Annotated in this window: 15 protein-coding genes and 1 tRNA gene; 8 read left to right on the top strand and 8 right to left on the bottom strand. The window is 67.0% G+C overall.

Annotated elements, in window-relative coordinates; genetic code table 11:
- Window positions 1–67: 67 nt before the first annotated feature.
- The 6 genes from sucD to recA all read right to left on the bottom strand — a co-directional run bounded on the left by sucD (window position 68) and on the right by recA (window position 5,286).
- Complete coding sequence (sucD, locus tag K6V06_RS00285) at window positions 68–949, bottom strand: succinate--CoA ligase subunit alpha (RefSeq protein ID WP_222239575.1); 882 nt, start codon at window positions 947–949, stop codon at window positions 68–70.
- 47 nt (window positions 950–996) lie between these two features.
- Window positions 997–1,290, bottom strand: coding sequence for a GIY-YIG nuclease family protein (locus K6V06_RS00280; RefSeq protein ID WP_222239574.1), 294 nt, complete (start codon window positions 1,288–1,290; stop codon window positions 997–999).
- Between the two features lie 68 nt (window positions 1,291–1,358).
- Window positions 1,359–2,525: an ADP-forming succinate--CoA ligase subunit beta gene (gene sucC, locus K6V06_RS00275; protein ID WP_222239573.1), complete on the bottom strand. Its 1,167-nt coding sequence runs from the start codon at window positions 2,523–2,525 to the stop codon at window positions 1,359–1,361.
- A gap of 120 nt (window positions 2,526–2,645) precedes the next feature.
- On the bottom strand, window positions 2,646–3,311 hold the full coding sequence (locus tag K6V06_RS00270) for a DUF2889 domain-containing protein (RefSeq protein ID WP_222239956.1): 666 nt from the start codon (window positions 3,309–3,311) through the stop codon (window positions 2,646–2,648).
- Between the two features lie 164 nt (window positions 3,312–3,475).
- A complete protein-coding gene (gene recX / locus K6V06_RS00265) occupies window positions 3,476–3,973 on the bottom strand; it encodes a recombination regulator RecX (RefSeq protein WP_222239572.1) in 498 nt (165 codons plus the stop codon).
- 260 nt (window positions 3,974–4,233) lie between these two features.
- Window positions 4,234–5,286, bottom strand: a complete 1,053-nt coding sequence (gene recA, locus K6V06_RS00260) for a recombinase RecA (RefSeq protein ID WP_222239955.1) — start codon at window positions 5,284–5,286, stop codon at window positions 4,234–4,236.
- Between the two features lie 335 nt (window positions 5,287–5,621).
- On the opposite strand from recA, the gene K6V06_RS00255 reads away from it, so the two are divergent.
- The 5 genes from K6V06_RS00255 (at window position 5,622) to K6V06_RS00235 (ending at window position 10,460) form a co-directional block, all read left to right on the top strand.
- Window positions 5,622–6,383 (top strand): response regulator transcription factor, encoded by a 762-nt coding sequence (locus tag K6V06_RS00255; RefSeq protein ID WP_222239571.1) that lies wholly within the window; start codon window positions 5,622–5,624, stop codon window positions 6,381–6,383.
- 61 nt (window positions 6,384–6,444) lie between these two features.
- Window positions 6,445–7,968, top strand: coding sequence for a sensor histidine kinase (locus K6V06_RS00250; protein WP_222239570.1), 1,524 nt, complete (start codon window positions 6,445–6,447; stop codon window positions 7,966–7,968).
- An 11-nt stretch (window positions 7,969–7,979) separates the two neighbouring features.
- A complete protein-coding gene (locus K6V06_RS00245) occupies window positions 7,980–8,312 on the top strand; it encodes a DUF4212 domain-containing protein (RefSeq protein WP_222239569.1) in 333 nt (110 codons plus the stop codon).
- Window positions 8,313–8,541: 229 nt separating this feature from the next.
- The gene (locus K6V06_RS00240) at window positions 8,542–10,242 is read left to right on the top strand and encodes an MFS transporter (protein WP_222239568.1); all 1,701 of its coding nucleotides are present in this window, start codon (window positions 8,542–8,544) and stop codon (window positions 10,240–10,242) included.
- A gap of 141 nt (window positions 10,243–10,383) precedes the next feature.
- Window positions 10,384–10,460, top strand: a tRNA-Met gene (locus K6V06_RS00235).
- Between the two features lie 74 nt (window positions 10,461–10,534).
- Here K6V06_RS00235 and K6V06_RS00230 read toward each other — a convergent pair.
- Entirely contained in the window at window positions 10,535–11,563 is a 1,029-nt protein-coding gene (locus K6V06_RS00230) for a YafY family protein (protein ID WP_222239567.1), read from the bottom strand.
- Window positions 11,564–11,769: 206 nt separating this feature from the next.
- Complete coding sequence (locus K6V06_RS00225; protein ID WP_255581491.1) at window positions 11,770–13,284, bottom strand: cobyric acid synthase; 1,515 nt, start codon at window positions 13,282–13,284, stop codon at window positions 11,770–11,772.
- 138 nt (window positions 13,285–13,422) lie between these two features.
- Here K6V06_RS00225 and cobU point away from each other — a divergent pair, with 138 nt between their 5' ends.
- From cobU to cobD, 3 genes are read left to right on the top strand one after another with little or no spacing between them, the layout of a single operon-like run.
- Window positions 13,423–14,100 (top strand): bifunctional adenosylcobinamide kinase/adenosylcobinamide-phosphate guanylyltransferase, encoded by a 678-nt coding sequence (cobU, locus tag K6V06_RS00220; RefSeq protein WP_222239566.1) that lies wholly within the window; start codon window positions 13,423–13,425, stop codon window positions 14,098–14,100.
- Complete coding sequence (cbiB, locus tag K6V06_RS00215; protein WP_222239565.1) at window positions 14,094–15,191, top strand: adenosylcobinamide-phosphate synthase CbiB; 1,098 nt, start codon at window positions 14,094–14,096, stop codon at window positions 15,189–15,191. The genes cobU and cbiB overlap by 7 nt, the downstream gene beginning before the upstream one ends.
- Window positions 15,188–16,270: a threonine-phosphate decarboxylase CobD gene (cobD, locus tag K6V06_RS00210; RefSeq protein WP_222239564.1), complete on the top strand. Its 1,083-nt coding sequence runs from the start codon at window positions 15,188–15,190 to the stop codon at window positions 16,268–16,270. The genes cbiB and cobD overlap by 4 nt, the downstream gene beginning before the upstream one ends.
- Window positions 16,271–16,286: the final 16 nt, after the last annotated feature.

Raw genomic sequence — 16,286 nt, 5'->3', positions numbered from 1 at the left:
CCCCGCACAGAGCGGGGGCTTCATTGCCGATCCGGCCGAAGCCGGCGCGGAGGAGCGCGTCAGTCGATTACAGGATCGACTTCAGCAGGCGACCCATCTCCGACGGGTTCTTGGTCACCTTGATGCCGCAGGATTCCATGATTTCCAGCTTGGCCTGGGCCGTGTCGGCACCGCCCGAGATCAGCGCGCCAGCGTGGCCCATGCGCTTGCCCGGGGGCGCCGTCACGCCGGCGATAAAGCCGACCACCGGCTTCTTCATGTTTTCCTTGATCCAGTAGGCGGCATTCGCCTCGTCCGGACCGCCGATCTCGCCGATCATCACGACCGCATCCGTATCCGGATCGTCGTTGAACATCTTCATCACGTCGATGTGCTTCAGACCGTTGATCGGGTCACCACCGATGCCCACGGCCGACGACTGGCCCAGGCCCAGGGCGGTCAGCTGACCGACGGCTTCATAGGTCAGCGTGCCCGAGCGCGACACCACGCCGATGCGGCCCTTCTTGTGGATGTGGCCCGGCATGATGCCGATCTTGATTTCGTCCGGGGTGATCAGGCCCGGGCAGTTCGGTCCCAGCAGCAGGGTCTTCTTGTTCTGCTTGCGCATCTTGTCCTTGACTTCCATCATGTCGCGGACAGGAATGCCTTCGGTAATGCAGACCACCAGGTCCAGGTCGGCCTCGACGGCTTCCCAGATCGCGGCAGCGGCGCCAGCGGGCGGCACGTAGATGACCGACACGGTCGCGCCGGTCTGTTCCTTCGCTTCCTTGACGTTCGCGTAGATGGGAATGCCCTCGAAGTCCTCGCCGGCCTTCTTCGGATTCACGCCAGCCACGAAGCAGTTCTTGCCGTTCGCATAGTCGCGGCAGCCACGGGTGTGGAACTGGCCGGTCTTGCCGGTAATACCTTGGGTGATGACCTTGGTGTCTTTGTTGATCAGGATACTCATTTGCGGTTCCTCTCTGTCGTCCCCGCGAAGGCGGGGACCCAGTGTCTTTAAGCGGTTAGGCCGGTGTACAAGTCGTTCCAGTAGGGGTTGCCGTCCTCGATCAGCTTCACCTTCCAGTCGCGGCGCCATTTCTTGATCTGCTTCTCCCGGGTGATCGCCGCTTCCGCGGACGAATGCACCTCGTACCAGACCAACTGCTTGACGCCGTGCTGCTTGGTGAAACCGTCAGCCAGGCCTTCCTTGTGCTGCCAGACCCGCTTGAGCAGATCCGAGGTGACGCCGGTGTACAACGTTCCGTTGCGCTGGCTTGCCAGCATATACACGTAGTAGGCGTCGCGCATGGTAGCCGTGAAGACGCTGGGTCCCCGCCTGCGCGGGGACGACGATGACTGACTTCCCCGTGTGGTACTTACTTGCCGGCGGCAGCGGCCACGACCTTCTGGGCGGCTTCTTCCATGGTGTCGGCCGCGATGATCGGCAGACCCGATTCGGCCAGCATCTTCTTGCCCAGATCTTCGTTGGTGCCCTTCATGCGGACCACCAGCGGCACCGACAGCGACACGGCCTTGGAAGCCGAGATCACGCCTTCGGCGATCACGTCGCAGCGCATGATGCCGCCGAAGATGTTGACCAGGATGGCCTGCACGTTCGGGTTCTTCAGCATCAGCTTGAACGCCTCGGTCACCTTCTCGGTGGTGGCGCCGCCGCCCACGTCGAGGAAGTTGGCCGGCTCGCCGCCGAACAGCTTGATGGTGTCCATGGTCGCCATGGCCAGGCCGGCGCCGTTCACCAGGCAGCCGATGTTGCCGTCCAGCGAGATGTAGGCCAGGTCGAACTTCGACGCTTCGATCTCAGCCGGATCTTCTTCGTCCAGGTCGCGGTAGGCGACGATTTCCGGATGACGGAACAGGGCGTTCGAATCGAAGTTGAACTTGGCGTCCAGCGCGATCACCTTGCCGTCGCCGGTCAGGATCATCGGGTTGATTTCAGCCAGCGAGGCATCGGTATCCCAGAATGCCTTGTACAGACCCTGCAGGGCCTGGCGCGCCTGCGCAACGCTCGCGTCGGGCACGCCGATCTTGCGGGCGATGTCGTCAGCGTCGGCATCGGTCAGGCCGACGGCCGGATCGATGATCAGCGTGTGGATCTTTTCCGGGCTGTGGGCAGCGACTTCCTCGATGTCCATGCCGCCTTCGCTGGAAGCCATCAGCGCGACCTGTTGCGAGACGCGGTCCACGACCAGGCTCACATACAGTTCCTTCTTGATGTCGGCGCCTTCTTCGATCAGCAGGCGGTTGACCTTCTTGCCTTCCGGACCGGTCTGGTGCGTGACCAGCTGCATGCCGAGGATGTTGCTGGCGTAGGTCTTCACCTCGTCCAGGCTCTTGGCCACCTTCACGCCACCACCCTTGCCGCGACCGCCGGCGTGGATCTGCGCCTTGACGACCCAGACCGGGCCGCCGAGCTGTTCCGCTGCCTTCAGCGCTTCTTCAACCGAGAATGCGGGGATACCGCGCGGAACCGGCACATTGTATTTGCGCAGGATTTCCTTGCCTTGGTACTCATGGATATTCATGCGTGTTTCCTTTCGGGTAGGCGTGATGGGTAGAAATGGTTGGATGAAAAAGCGTGGGTGGTGACACGTGGGCCGGAATCGCCGGTTGGCCAGGAGGTCGGCACTTGCGTGCCCATCCGCTTAGCCCGAGGTTCCGGTCGACCGTTGCGTCGGCTCCCCAGTATCCGGGGGTATCCCTTCCCCGGGCTTCGCCGTCGCGGGCCGGTCCGGCCCGTTCTTCGGCTTCGGCTGGTAGCCATACCAGCGCGGATAAAACTGACGCACCACCTCTCCCTCGAAATGCAGCGCATGGCAGCCATGCAGCTGATAGGGAGGCTGGCTTTCGCCGTCATCTTCGGCGCCGTCGCGAATCTTGAAAACATCTCCGGCGAAGGCCTGGATCGCCGTGGTGGGCAGCACCGATGCCAGCTCGGTCAAATGGGTGCAGCCGGCGACGCCGCCGAGCCGTTCCCGCACCGCCTTGCGAAAGCCGCGCATCAGGTTCAGGCCGACCAGTGACTTGTACGCCGGCCCGATGGTGTCGCAGTGACCGGGATAGGGAACCCAATCGGAGCAGGCATCCGCGTCGACCACGTTCATCTGCAGATCGATCGTCACGCGCAGCCAAAGATCGTGCAGCGGCTGTCCTTGCGGACGGACGCCGCCACCGGCAAGCGGAATGTCGCGGGGCTTGGTGTCGGTCAGCCGCGCCTCGATGTCCCACAGCCCATCGTCGCGCAGATAGGCCTCGGCCGCGATGGCGCGGCGGTGACGCAAGGCGCGGTTGACGGGAGTGGAAAGCGGCATGAGACCAGGCAAAAACGAAGAAAACGCGCAGGCCTTCCACGGCACGGCGCCCGACCTCGTCATGCACGTCCCCAGGGGAATACGCACGCGAAAAAGCACCGCGCTTGCGGAAAACCCGAGGAGTTTAACACGCCAGCGAGTGGGATCCGGCAAGACCCCAGGAATCAGGTGTTGCTGTCCGGCTCGTCGTCATACAACTTGCCATTGCCGATCTCGCCGGCCTCGGCCAGCCGAAAGACCCGCCCGATGATGGCCTGCGAGAAACCGCGTGCAGCGAGAAAGCGGAATTGGCGCGCGCGCTCCTCCACTGCGGTCGGTGGCGCGCCGAAGCGACGGGACCAGACCGCGATGGCACGGTCCAGTTCGCTGGCCTGCAGCCGTTCGCGCAACTCGGAGATCTGCCCGTCGTCGAGCTGGTGTGTCTTTGCTTCCTGCAGTACCCGGGCCGCGCCATAACGCGAGGCGCGCCGGTGCAGCAGACTTTCGGCAAAGCGGGCATTGGACAGCCAGTTTTCGCGCTCCAGGGCGTCCAGCAATTGTTCGAGCTGCTCCGGGGATTCGGCGTGTGGTGCCAGCTTGCGGGCCAGTTCGGCGCGGCTGTGTTCCCGCCGGGACAGGTAGCCGACGGCGCGTGCCTTCAGGGAAAGTGGGGGACGGGGCATGTCGAGGCGTCAGGCCCGCGGGGCGATTTGCACAGTTGTGGGGTAAAGAGGCGCTGCAGGCCCTCTCCCCCGGCCCCTCTCCCGCAAGCGGGCGAGGGGAGCAAACCGATGGCCTGTCGGATGCTGCCGGTTTGCCCCTCTGCCGCGGGCGCGTGGGGGGAGCAGACCGATGGCCTGTCGAACGCTGTGGGTTCGCTCCCCTCTCCCGCCCCTGCGGGAGAGGGGTCGGGGGAGAGGGCAAGCGGGCCCGGGGGCCGTGCTTACTCTTCGGCCAGCGCGGGCGTGCCGTTCATCGGCACCACGCCATACACCTGGCGCACCTTGTTCTCGATTTCCTGGGCGATGTCCGGATTCTCGCGCAGGAATTCGCGGGCGTTGTCCTTGCCCTGGCCAATTTTCTCGCCGTTGTAGCTGTACCAGGCGCCCGCCTTCTCGACGATCTTGGCATCGACGCCCAGGTCGATGATTTCGCCCTGGCGCGAGATACCGGCACCGTAGAGGATGTCGAAGAACGCCTCGCGGAACGGCGGCGAGACCTTGTTCTTGACCACCTTGACCTTGGTTTCGTTGCCGATGACGTCGTCGCCCTTCTTGATCGAGCCGATCCGGCGGATGTCCAGGCGCACCGAGGCGTAGAACTTCAGCGCATTGCCGCCGGTCGTGGTTTCCGGCGAACCGAACATCACACCGATCTTCATCCGGATCTGGTTGATGAAGATCACCAGGCAATTGGTGCGCTTGATGGTGCCGGTCAGCTTGCGCAGCGCCTGGCTCATCAGGCGTGCCTGCAGGCCAGGCAGCGAATCGCCCATCTCGCCCTCGATTTCGGCCTTGGGCACCAGCGCCGCCACCGAGTCGATGACGATCAGGTCGATCGAGCCGGAACGCACCAGTGCATCGGCGATCTCCAACGCCTGTTCGCCGGTGTCCGGCTGCGAGATCAGCAGCTCGCCCACGTCCACGCCCAGCTTGCCGGCATAGTTGACGTCCAGCGCATGCTCGGCGTCGATGAACGCGCAGGTGCCGCCCAGCTTCTGCATCTCGGCGACCACCTGCAGCGTCAGCGTGGTCTTGCCCGACGATTCCGGCCCGTAGATCTCGACGACCCGGCCGCGCGGCAGCCCACCGACGCCCAGCGCAATGTCCAGGCCCAGCGAACCGGTCGACACGACCTGGATATCCTTCTCGACGTCGCCGTCGCCCATGCGCATGATCGAGCCCTTGCCGAACTGCTTCTCGATCTGGGCGAGCGCGGCAGCCAGCGCCTTCTGCTTCTCGGCGCTCACGCCCGCGCCCTTCTTGCCGTCATCCATGGCCATGGTCGTCCTTCCATCAATGGTGTATAAATAGGCCGCATATGACGCGCCGCCCATCCTGCGGGCCCGCGCGCCGGTCGACGCAATCCTAACGGTGGAGTTGGCCAAGGCCCATCAGCCGAGGCTCAAATCCCGCGCCGCAGCCACGCCAGTGGACCGCTGCGCCGGGGGGGCCGGTTGGCGGATCGGCAGCGCCGAACCGCAGGCAGCGCCGAACCCCGGTACCCGACCCGGAATCAGCGGGTACTGTATAAAAAAACAGTATGCTTGGCAAGCCCCTTCTTTGCCGCTCACCGGGAGCGCGTTCGGGCGCCAGCGCAGGGGAGACTACCATGCGGATTCTGATCGCCGAGGACGACGACGTACTGGCCGACGGCCTGACACGCTCACTGCGCCACTCCGGCTACGCGGTCGATCATGTCGCCAACGGCATGGAGGCCGATTCGGCGCTTTCCACCCAGACCTTCGACCTGCTGATCCTGGACCTGGGCCTGCCCCGAATGCCCGGCCTCGAGGTGCTGAAGCGGCTGCGTGCGCGTGGCGCGATGATGCCGGTGCTGATCCTGACCGCCGCCGACAGCGTCGACGAGCGCGTCAAGGGGCTGGACCTGGGCGCGGACGACTACATGGCCAAGCCCTTTGCGCTGTCGGAACTGGAGGCGCGCGTGCGGGCGCTGGTGCGCCGCGGCACCGGGGGCGGCGCCACGCTGATGCGGCACGGGCCGCTGGCCTTCGACCAGGTGGGACGGATCGCGTATCTGAACGACCAGATGATCGAGCTGTCGGCGCGCGAGCTCGGGCTGCTCGAAATCCTGCTCACGCGCAGCGGCCGGCTGGTGTCGAAGGAGCAGCTGGTCGACCACCTGTGCGAATGGGGCGAGGAAGTCAGCAACAATGCGATCGAAGTCTATGTGCACCGGTTGCGCAAGAAGATCGAGATCGGCGGCATCCGCATCGCCACCGTGCGCGGGCTCGGCTATTGCCTGGAGAAATTCCAGGGAGCGGCGGACGCCTCTCCAGGCGCCGCCGCCGGCACGAACGGCGCCCATGGATCGGGAGCGTCGGCACTGTCCGCCGTCCCGGCCGCCCACTGAAGCCGTGGCTTGCCCGTCGGCGCATCCGCGGCTCTGATCGCACCACGGCGTCCAGTCATCCATGCAATCGCTGCGACTTCGCCGAAAGCCGGCGCCGGCGCCTTCGGCTCCCGGCCCGAGCCTCGCCGACATTCTTCCGCATCTGGAGGACGACGCCGCGCCCTCCCCGCCGCGCTCGCTGTTCGGCGAGATCCTCGACTGGATGCTGGCGCCGCTGCTGCTGCTGTGGCCGCTGAGCATCGCCGTCACCTATCTGGTTGCCAAGTCGATCGCCAACGGCCCCTATGATCGCGCGCTGGAATCGAGCGCCATCGTGCTGTCCCAGCAGGTGCGCGAGGTCAATGGCCGGGTGACGCTGCAGCTGCCGCTGTCCGCCCGGGAGATCCTGCGCGCCGACGAGACCGATGCGGTCTACTACCAGGTACTGGGCCGCCGCGGCGAATTCGTCGCCGGCGACGCCGACCTGCCGCTGCCCGACGAGGAGGACCGCGGGCACGCGGGCCTGGTCTCGCTGCGCGATGACCGTATCGGCGGCAACGACGTGCGCGTCGCCTATACCTACGTGGCACTGCCGGAATGGAAGGGCGGCCAGCCGGTGCTGGTGCAGGTCGCGGAAACGCTGGACAAGCGTGCGCGCCTGGCCAACGAGATCATCAAGGGCGTCATCCTGCCGCAGTTCGTCATCCTGCCACTGGCAGTGCTGCTGGTCTGGTTCGGCCTCTCGCGAGGACTCGCTCCGCTGACCGCGATCCAGCAGCGCATCCGTACGCGCAAGCCCGGCGACACCAGCCCCATCGACGAACAGGCGGCCCCGCAGGAAATCACCCCGCTGGTCGCCTCGTTCAACGAACTGCTGGAGCAGCTCGAGCAATCCGTGCAGACGCAGAAGCGCTTCATCGCCGATGCCGCCCATCAGATGAAGACGCCCCTTGCCGGGCTGCGCATGCAGGCCGAACTGGCGCAGCGCGAGCAGTCCCCCGAGGAACTTCGCCGCTCACTGGCGCAGATCGCCGGCAGCTCGGAGCGGACGGCGCACCTGGTCACCCAGCTGCTGGCGCTGGCCCGCATGGAAAACTATGCCGGCGCGGGCAAGCTCGCGCCGATGGACATCGCCGAACTGGCGCGCGAGATCGTCAAGGACTGGCTGCCACGCGCCTGGACCCGGCGCATCGACCTGGGCCTGGACGCGCCGGATGCGCCGGTGCTGGTGATGGGCAACCGGCTGATGCTGACCGAGATGCTGAACAACCTGATCGACAATGCCATCCGCTATACGCCCCAGGGCGGCCACGCTACCGTGCGGGTCGTCGACGACGGCGCGGTGGCGCTGGCGCGCATCGAAGTGGAGGACACCGGCCCGGGCATTCCGGCCGGCGAGCGCGAGCGCGTGATGGAGCGCTTCTATCGGGTGCTGGGCACCAGCGCCGAAGGCAGCGGACTGGGACTGGCGATCGTGCGCGAGATCGTGCAGCAGCACGGCGGCGAGGTCGCCATCGACGACCACGTCTATCAGGATGCCCCGCCGCTCGCCGGCACGCGGGTATCTGTCACGCTGCACCGTCCGCCGGTGGAGAACCCCGCCTGATGGAAAGCCGGATGCCAGACCTCGGGCCGCACCGGCCCGCCACTGCCCCGTGGAAGGTCAATCTGCGCTGGACGGTGGCGCTGCTCGCCTTGTGGTTCGGCAGCACGTTTTGCCTGAGCTGGTATGCGCGCGAGCTGCGCTTCGACTTCTTTGGCTGGCCCTTTTCGTTCTGGGCCGGTGCGCAGGGACTGCTGCTGCTTTACGTGGCAATGGCGGCGATCTACGCCTGGCGGATGAATCGCGCCGACCGGCTCGCGGGTGCAGAGCCGGAAGCGCATGGCCATGGTGACGAATATCGCCACGACAGCGACGCTGCTGCCTCCCGCCCGGGGCGCGGACACTGAGCGCCGGCGCCGCTGTGGCGCACCGCCGGATACTGCAGTGCAGCAGCTCCAGCAGCGCGCCGCGTGCCCCGCCACCCCCGGGCAATCCCTGCCCCTCCCTGTCAGAACGCCGTAAGTTTCGCCTCCCAGAATCGTCTGCATTCCACGGCCGGAAGGTGCGGGCCATGCGCCATGCCTGAGCACCGCCCGCCGGCGTGCGAACGACCCCTGAACAGTAGGAGGAGACAACATGGCAAACGCCCAAAACGTCGCGATGCCGGGAGGCGGCGCGCAGAACACGGCGATGACAGCCGAAGAAAGAAAAGTCATCGTCGCTTCGTCGCTCGGCACCGTTTTCGAGTGGTACGACTTTTACCTGTACGGCTCGCTGGCTGCGATCATCGCCAAGCAGTTCTTCGCCGGGCTCGATCCGACCTCGGCGTTCATCTTCGCGCTGCTGGCCTTTGCGGCCGGCTTTCTTGTGCGGCCCTTCGGCGCACTGGTGTTTGGCCGCCTCGGCGACATGATCGGCCGCAAGTACACCTTCCTGATCACCATCCTGATCATGGGCGTGTCCACCTTCATCGTCGGCCTGCTTCCCAGCTACGCGACGATCGGCTGGGCAGCTCCGATCATCCTGATCCTGCTGCGCATGCTGCAGGGCCTGGCGCTGGGCGGGGAGTATGGCGGCGCCGCAACCTACGTGGCCGAGCACGCGCCGCAAGGCAAGCGCGGCTCCTATACCTCGTGGATCCAGACCACGGCCACCATGGGCCTGTTCCTGTCCCTGATCGTGATCCTGATCTGTCGCGAGCTGACCGGACCGGCCTTCGACACCTGGGGCTGGCGCATTCCGTTCCTGCTCTCGATCGTGCTGCTGGGCGTCTCGGTCTATATCCGCCTTTCGATGAGCGAGTCGCCGGCCTTCCAGAAGATGAAGGCCGAAGGCAAGACCTCGAAGGCCCCGCTGACCGAATCCTTCGGCCAGTGGCGCAACCTGAAGATCGTCATCCTGGCGCTGGTCGGCCTGACCGCCGGCCAGGCGGTGGTTTGGTACACCGGCCAGTTCTATGCGCTGTTCTTCCTCACGCAGGTGCTGAAGGTCGACGCGAAGACCGCCAACCTGCTGATCGCCGGCGCCCTGGTCATCGGCACGCCGTTCTTCATCTTCTTCGGCGCGCTGTCGGACAAGATCGGCCGCAAGTGGATCATCATGGGGGGCTGCGCGCTGGCCATGCTGACCTACTTCCCGCTGTTCAAGGCGCTGACTCACTACGCGAACCCGGCGCTGGAGCGCGCCCAGCAGACCGCACAGATCGTCGTCACCGCCGATCCGCGCCAGTGCTCGTTCCAGGGCAGCCCGATCGCCCGCGAGATCGACTTCCGCAGCTCCTGCGACATCGCCAAGCGCACGCTGGCGCAGTCGTCGGCCAGCTATGAAGTGGTCGAGGCTCCCGCCGGCACCACTGCCACCGTGAAGATCGGCGACAAGGAAATCCCGGCCTTCAACGCGTCGCTGGTCGCCGCCGGTCACAGCTTCGAGCCGGAGAGCGCGGCAAGGATCGCCGCCTTCAAGAAGGAAGTCGCCTCGGCGATGTCGGCCGCCGGTTACCCGACCAAGGCCGATCCGGCCCAGATGAACACCGTGATGGTGCTGGTGATCCTGGTCATCCTGGTGCTCTACGTGACGATGGTGTACGGCCCGATCGCGGCCATGCTGGTCGAAATGTTCCCGACCCGCATCCGCTACACCTCGATGTCGCTGCCGTACCACATCGGCAACGGCTGGTTCGGCGGGCTGCTGCCGACCATCTCCTTCGCCCTGGTCGCGCAGAACGGCAACATCTACTACGGCCTGTGGTATCCGATCGTCATCGCCGGCCTGACGCTGGTGATCGGCTCGCTGTTCATCCGCGAGACCAAGGACGTGGATATCTACGCCCGGGACTGATGCCGTCGCCTTGAAGGCCAGAAGAAGCGGCGGTTCCCTCACAGGGACCGCCGCCTTTTTTTGGGGCCGGACCGGTTCGGCACTTTTTTGCGCACAGGTGTTGACAACCGTTCCGAGGCCCGTATAATGGCGGTCTTCGTCGGCGAATTAGCTCAGTCGGTTAGAGCGACGGAATCATAATCCGCAGGTCCGGGGTTCGAGTCCCTGATTCGCCACCAGTTTCAAGCAGAAGCCGCGTTCCCGTAAGGGTTCGCGGCTTTTTGCTTTGGGCTTCGATGCGCCCCGCCGCTGCCTAGTGGTACATCCGGTACAGCAGCCTCGCGTCCGCTGCCAATATCCGTCGCAGCGACAAGGGCGCCATCACCTCCACCATCGGTCCGAACCCGCGCAGAAAATGCACCAGGCGGTCGTTCCATTCGGTGGTGCAGTGGATGATGAGAGAGCCGTCGGTGCCAACCTCCTGCCTCTGGTCAGCCGACAGGGGTGCATCCCTGACGATGTCGCCATATCCCTTCTTGAACCGCATGCCGAGCTGGATGGCGCCCTTCGACTTGAGTCCGAACAGCTCGGTATCGCTGACGAACTCCGGCAGAAAGAAGGTATCCGGGTAGCTGAAGCCGACCTTCATGGCGAAGGCGCTGCGCACGCGGTCCATCTGCAGGCAGACCGGCTCGGCCTTGTCAGCCTCGAGGGCCACCAGATGGACGATCGACGCGCGCTCTATCAGCCCGAGCGGCATCAGGCATTTTCGCTGGGTCCGGCCGTTGCGGGGCCGGTAGACCACTTCCAGCTGCCGCTCCTCGAACAGCGCGGTCATCACCGGCACCAGCACGGCATCGCTCAGGCGCGGCGGAATCAGCGGCGTGGTGCGCTCGAGCAGCATGATCTTCTTGTGCCAGGCGACCGCGCAGTTGCCGCCATCGCGCCCGCTGCGCATCAAGCGCGCCTCTGCCGCATCGAACAGGCCTTGCAGCGGCGAGATTAGCGCGGTCAGTAGCTGGCGGTGGCAGAATCGCCTGAGTGCCTGCAAGGCGAGCGCTTCGTCGTCATTGAGCCACGTCGCGGCATCGGCGAGCGCCCGGCCGGTACCGCTGCTGCGTCGCCACACCAGTTCGCCGCCCTCGATGCGGCATGCCACCTGCCGCTCCGCCAGCATCAGCGTGAGCCGCTGCTGGACCGTCTCGGTTCGTGGGCGCCGCTGCCGCGGCAGCTCCAATGCTTCCGCGACGGCAGCGGTGGTCAGCCAGACGTCGGGCTGATGGCCGTCGAAGAGTACGGCGTGGATGGCAAGGTCAAGTTGCGTATCGGAATGAAGAGGCATGAGGCGCAAGGTCCATAGCTGTCATCAACAAGCCGCGGAGCCTATCGCGCGTGATCGTAGTGGCTAACAAAAAAATACGTGAACCAACGATTCTGTCACCGTCCAACCCCCTTCAGTCTGTCAAGCCAACAGCCTATGGAGCGCAATTGACACTCATAGTGGCCAAAGCCGCCCTGCACTGCCTGCACTAGTGCAAGAAGCGGAAATCAGCGTGCTTTCGCTGAAATACCGCTCCGCTCTTGCTGCAGAGGCGCCAGCATCGCCGCCACATCGACGTGCGCGGCGATGGTGTCGGCGAGCTGGTGCAACGACCTGTCGCGGCTGGCGGCGAGGTCAATGCCGCTCGCCTGGACCTGACCGCACCAGCGCAGCAGTGCAGCACTTGCCTCGGGATGGTCGAACAAGCCGTGGACATAGGTGGCGAGAATCTGCCCGTCCTCCGACAAGGCGCCATCCGGGCGACCGTCCGGGTCCTCGCCCTGCAATCGCAGTGGGGGCCGTGCCAGCGCGGGGCCGGTCGTCACCCCCATGTGGATCTCGTATCCCTGCACCGGCGCGCCCGCTTCCTCGCCCGGCAGCGATAGCACGCCTTGCACCTGCCGCAACTGCTTGTGCGGCTGCAACACCGTTTCCATTTCCAGCAGGCCGAGGCCCGCGCTGGTGCCGGGCGCCCCCTCCAGCCCATGGGGATCGTCGATCCGGCGTCCCAGCATCTGCATGCCGCCGCAGATGCCGATGACCTTGCCACCATAACGCAGATGCCGCAGCAGCGCGCGCTCCCAACCGTGCTCGCGCAGGAACGCCAGATCCGCCCGCACGCTCTTGCTGCCAGGCAGGACGATCAGGTCCGCGGGCGGAATCGCCGTGCCGGGGCCGACGAAGCGCAGATCGACTTGCGGATTGGCGCGCAGCGCGTCGAAGTCGGTGTGGTTGGAGATGCGCGGCAGGACCGGCACGACGACGCGCAGGCGCTCGCCCGCCGCTGACACGCTGCCGGTTTGAGTGGCGATGGCGTCCTCGGCATCGAGTTGCAAGCCGTGCAGGTACGGCAGCACGCCGAACACCGGCTTGCCGGTCTGCTGCTCGAGCCAGTCCAGCCCGGGCTGCAGCAGCGACAGGTCGCCGCGAAAGCGATTGATCAGGAACCCCTTGATACGGCCGCGCTCGCTTTCCGACAGGCATGCGAGCGTGCCGACCAGGTGGGCAAAGACACCGCCCCGGTCGATATCCGCCACCAGCACGACCGGGCAATCCACCCGCTCGGCAAACCCCATGTTGGCGATATCGCGGTCGCGCAGGTTCACTTCGGCCGGGCTGCCGGCGCCTTCGACCAGCACCACATCATGGCGGGCACGCAGCCGCTGGTGCGAGGCGAGCACGGCCTGCATCGCGACCGGCTTGTAGTCGTGATAGGCGCGTGCATCGAGATCGAAGCGGGCGTGTCCGTGGATGATGACCTGCGCGCCGATGTCGCTGCTGGGCTTGAGCAGCACGGGATTCATGTCGGTGTGGGGCTGCAGGCCGGCAGCGAACGCCTGCAGCGCCTGCGCCCGGCCGATCTCCCCGCCGTCCGCGGTGACCGCGCTGTTCAGCGCCATGTTCTGCGGCTTGAACGGCGCGACGCTGATGCCGTCGCGGGCGAGCAGGCGGCACAGGCCTGCCACCACCGTACTCTTGCCGGCATCGGACGTCGTGCCCTGGATCATCAGGGTACCGCGCATGCCCCCAGGCAATGGCGGCGGTGCGCTGAAAGGGGAACGGGGAGCAGTCGGTGGCATGGCGGGATTATCGCATCGCCCCCCAACTCACCCATCGCATATCGGGCTGGCATCGCGGAAAGCGCCCGCTACAATACGCGGATGAGCACGGCCTCCGACCCCTCCGCGGACGCGGACATTGCCCCGCGCCCGGTATCCAGCCCGATTCCCGGTCCGATCTCCCACGGCCCGCGTCAGTTGACGCTGGTGCTGGGCGGCGCCCGCTCGGGCAAGAGCCACTATGCCGAGCAGATCGCGACCGACCACGCGACAATCACCGGCGGGCCAGTGACCTACATCGCCACCGCCCTTGCGGACGACGACGTGGCGGACGAGGAGATGCAGCTGCGCATTGCCCTGCACCGCGCGCGCCGCCCGCCCGACTGGCAAGTGGTCGAAGAGCCGGTGCATCTCGCCGACGCGCTGTACGCGCATGCGCGCCGGGAGGGCTGCATCGTGGTCGACTGCATCACGTTGTGGCTCAACAACCTGCTGTTCCTCGACAACAAACCGTACCCCGAACACGGCCTGATCACGCCGCCGCCGGCCTTCACCGAGGAAACCGACGCGCTGCTCGCCGCCCTGCCCACGCTGCCCGGGCACGTGGTGCTGGTGTCGAACGAGATCGGCCTGGGCGTCGTGCCGATGGGCTCGGTCAGCCGCTTCTATGTGGACGAACTGGGACGGCTGAACCAGAAGCTGGCCGCGCTGGCCGACCGGGTCCGCCTGCTGGTCGCCGGGCTCCCGGTCGCCGTCAAGGGCCCCGATCCCGCATGGTGAGCTGGCCATGGCAAGTGCTGTGGCCCGCCACGCCGGCACTTGTCGCTCCCGATATCGCATTTGACGCGGCCGGCGCCATCGCGCAGGCCCTCGCGCTCCTTCGGCATGGCGACGCGCTGGCGCTGTCCGTCGCCGCTGCCGCCCTCGCCGCGGTCGCGCTCGATGCCCTGCTGGGCGAGCCGCGCCGCTGGCATCCGCTCAGCGGATTCGGACAGCTTGCCACCGTGCTGGAGCGGCGCCTGAACCGGCGCGAGGATGCCGCTGGACGGCCGCGCTCGGCTTCATCGCGCCGGCTGCTGGGGGCCGTTGCCTGGCTCGCGCTGGTTGGCGTTCCCGCGATCGCCAGCGCGGCGCTGATCGCGCTGTGCAGCCGGCTCGATCCCTGGCTTGGCTGGCTGCTGCACGCGGCTGGGCTCTACCTGGCACTCGGCGCCCGCAGCCTGCGCGAACATATCGCCCCGATCGCCCAGGCCTTGCGCGAGGCTGACCTGCCGCTCGCCCGCGTCCTGACCGCGCGCATCGTCTCGCGCGATACCGCCGATGCCGACGCCGAAGCGTTGGCGCGGGCGGCATGCGAATCCGCGCTGGAGAACGGCAACGACGCGGTATTCGGCGCGGTATTTTGGTTCGCCCTGGGCGGCGCCCCCGCCGCCATCGCTTACCGCCTTGCCAATACGCTGGATGCGATGTGGGGCTACCGGACCGACGCGCTGCGCGATTTCGGCTGGGCCGCCGCACGCCTCGACGACCTGCTCAATCTGGCGCCTGCCCGCCTCACCGCCCTGTCGTATGCGCTGCTGGGCGCCACCGGCCAGGCGCTGCATTGCTGGCGCAGGCAGGCCCCGGCGTGGTCGAGTCCGAACGCCGGGCCGGTGATGGCGGCCGGAGCCGGAGCACTCGGTGTCAGGCTGGGCGGTCCCGCGCGCTATCACGGCCAGTGGGAAGAGCGTCCGCCGCTGGGCACCGGCGCCGCGCCGACCGCCTCGCATATCCGCGCCAGCCTGGAGCTGGTGCGCCGCACCCTGAGCCTGTGGCTGGCGGTGCTGTTCGCACTGGGCCTGGCGCGGCTGGCGGCGGGAGTGCCGGCATGACGGTGCGAATCGGCGAAGACCCGGCGCAGACCGCGGCGCCAATCCGCCACGGCGGGGACCTGCTGCGCGCGTCCCAGCGCTACGGGCGTGCGCCAGCGGACTGGCTGGACCTGTCCACCGGCATCAATCCCGACGGCTATCCGGTGCCGCCGCTACCCGCCGATTGCTGGCAGCGACTGCCGCAGGACGACGACGGGCTGGCCGAGCTGGCCGCCACCGCCTACGGCGCGCCTGCCGCGCTGCCCGTGGCGGGCTCGCAGGCCGCGATCCGGCTGGTGCCCGCCCTGCTGCCGCCAGGCAGGACCGGCATCGCCGGGCTTGGCTACAGCGAGTACGCGCCGGCCTTTGCGGGCGCGGGGCACCAAGTGGTGTGGCTGGACGAAGCGGACTTTGCCGATTCCACCCTCGCGGGACGGCTCGACCATCTGGTGGTGGTCAATCCGAACAATCCCACCGGGCGCTGTATCCCGCCGGAGCGCCTGCTGATGTGGCACGACGCGCTCGCCGCGCGAGGCGGCACGCTGCTGGTGGACGAAGCGTTCGCCGACGCCATGCCGCAGCTGTCGGTGGCGGCGCACAGCGGCCGCGAGGGCCTGGTCGTGCTGCGCTCGCTGGGCAAGTTCTATGGACTGGCAGGCGTGCGCTGCGGCTTCGTGCTGGCGTCCCCCACGCTGCTGCGGCAACTGGCGCAACGCCTCGGACACTGGAGCGTCTCCGGTCCCGCTCGCGCGGTCGCCCGGCTGGCGCTGAACGATTTGCGGTGGCAGGCCGCGACCCGCGGCCGGCTCCAATCCGCCAGCCAACGCCTGGACGGGCTGCTGCACGCGCATGGCCTGGCGCCGGTCACGGTGCCGCTGTTTGCCTGGTTCGCGCATGCCGAGGCCCCACGGATTCACGAGGCGCTAGCGCGCCGCGGCATCTGGACCCGGCTCTTCGACAAGCCGCCCGCAGCGGCCTCCGGCCGCCCTGCCGGCAGTCCGAGCCTTCGGCTCGGACTGCCTCCCGACAGCGATGCCGCCTGGTCGCGTCTCGCGGACGGCATGCGCGGCGCGCTGCAAGACGCATCGGCACATCGATGATCCGCCCCGAGTTCGC

It is taken from the genome of Cupriavidus sp. AU9028 (genome assembly GCF_019795295.1).
Lineage (GTDB): Bacteria > Pseudomonadota > Gammaproteobacteria > Burkholderiales > Burkholderiaceae > Cupriavidus.
This window is presented reverse-complemented; position numbering and strand designations above follow the sequence as displayed.

Bases quoted from the DNA above. Each gene is read 5' to 3' on its own strand.
- K6V06_RS00250 (WP_222239570.1), top strand. From the start codon at position 6,445: ATGCAATCGCTGCGACTTCGCCGAAAGCCGGCGCCGGCGCCTTCGGCT.
- sucC (WP_222239573.1), bottom strand. From the start codon at position 2,525: ATGAATATCCATGAGTACCAAGGCAAGGAAATCCTGCGCAAATACAAT.
- sucD (WP_222239575.1), bottom strand. From the start codon at position 949: ATGAGTATCCTGATCAACAAAGACACCAAGGTCATCACCCAAGGTATT.
- recA (WP_222239955.1), bottom strand. From the start codon at position 5,286: ATGGATGACGGCAAGAAGGGCGCGGGCGTGAGCGCCGAGAAGCAGAAG.
- K6V06_RS00255 (WP_222239571.1), top strand. From the start codon at position 5,622: ATGCGGATTCTGATCGCCGAGGACGACGACGTACTGGCCGACGGCCTG.
- K6V06_RS00225 (WP_255581491.1), bottom strand. From the start codon at position 13,284: ATGCGCGGTACCCTGATGATCCAGGGCACGACGTCCGATGCCGGCAAG.
- K6V06_RS00230 (WP_222239567.1), bottom strand. From the start codon at position 11,563: ATGCCTCTTCATTCCGATACGCAACTTGACCTTGCCATCCACGCCGTA.
- cobD (WP_222239564.1), top strand. From the start codon at position 15,188: ATGACGGTGCGAATCGGCGAAGACCCGGCGCAGACCGCGGCGCCAATC.
- cbiB (WP_222239565.1), top strand. From the start codon at position 14,094: ATGGTGAGCTGGCCATGGCAAGTGCTGTGGCCCGCCACGCCGGCACTT.
- cobU (WP_222239566.1), top strand. From the start codon at position 13,423: ATGAGCACGGCCTCCGACCCCTCCGCGGACGCGGACATTGCCCCGCGC.
- K6V06_RS00270 (WP_222239956.1), bottom strand. From the start codon at position 3,311: ATGCCGCTTTCCACTCCCGTCAACCGCGCCTTGCGTCACCGCCGCGCC.
- K6V06_RS00245 (WP_222239569.1), top strand. From the start codon at position 7,980: ATGCCAGACCTCGGGCCGCACCGGCCCGCCACTGCCCCGTGGAAGGTC.
- K6V06_RS00240 (WP_222239568.1), top strand. From the start codon at position 8,542: ATGGCAAACGCCCAAAACGTCGCGATGCCGGGAGGCGGCGCGCAGAAC.
- K6V06_RS00280 (WP_222239574.1), bottom strand. From the start codon at position 1,290: ATGCGCGACGCCTACTACGTGTATATGCTGGCAAGCCAGCGCAACGGA.
- recX (WP_222239572.1), bottom strand. From the start codon at position 3,973: ATGCCCCGTCCCCCACTTTCCCTGAAGGCACGCGCCGTCGGCTACCTG.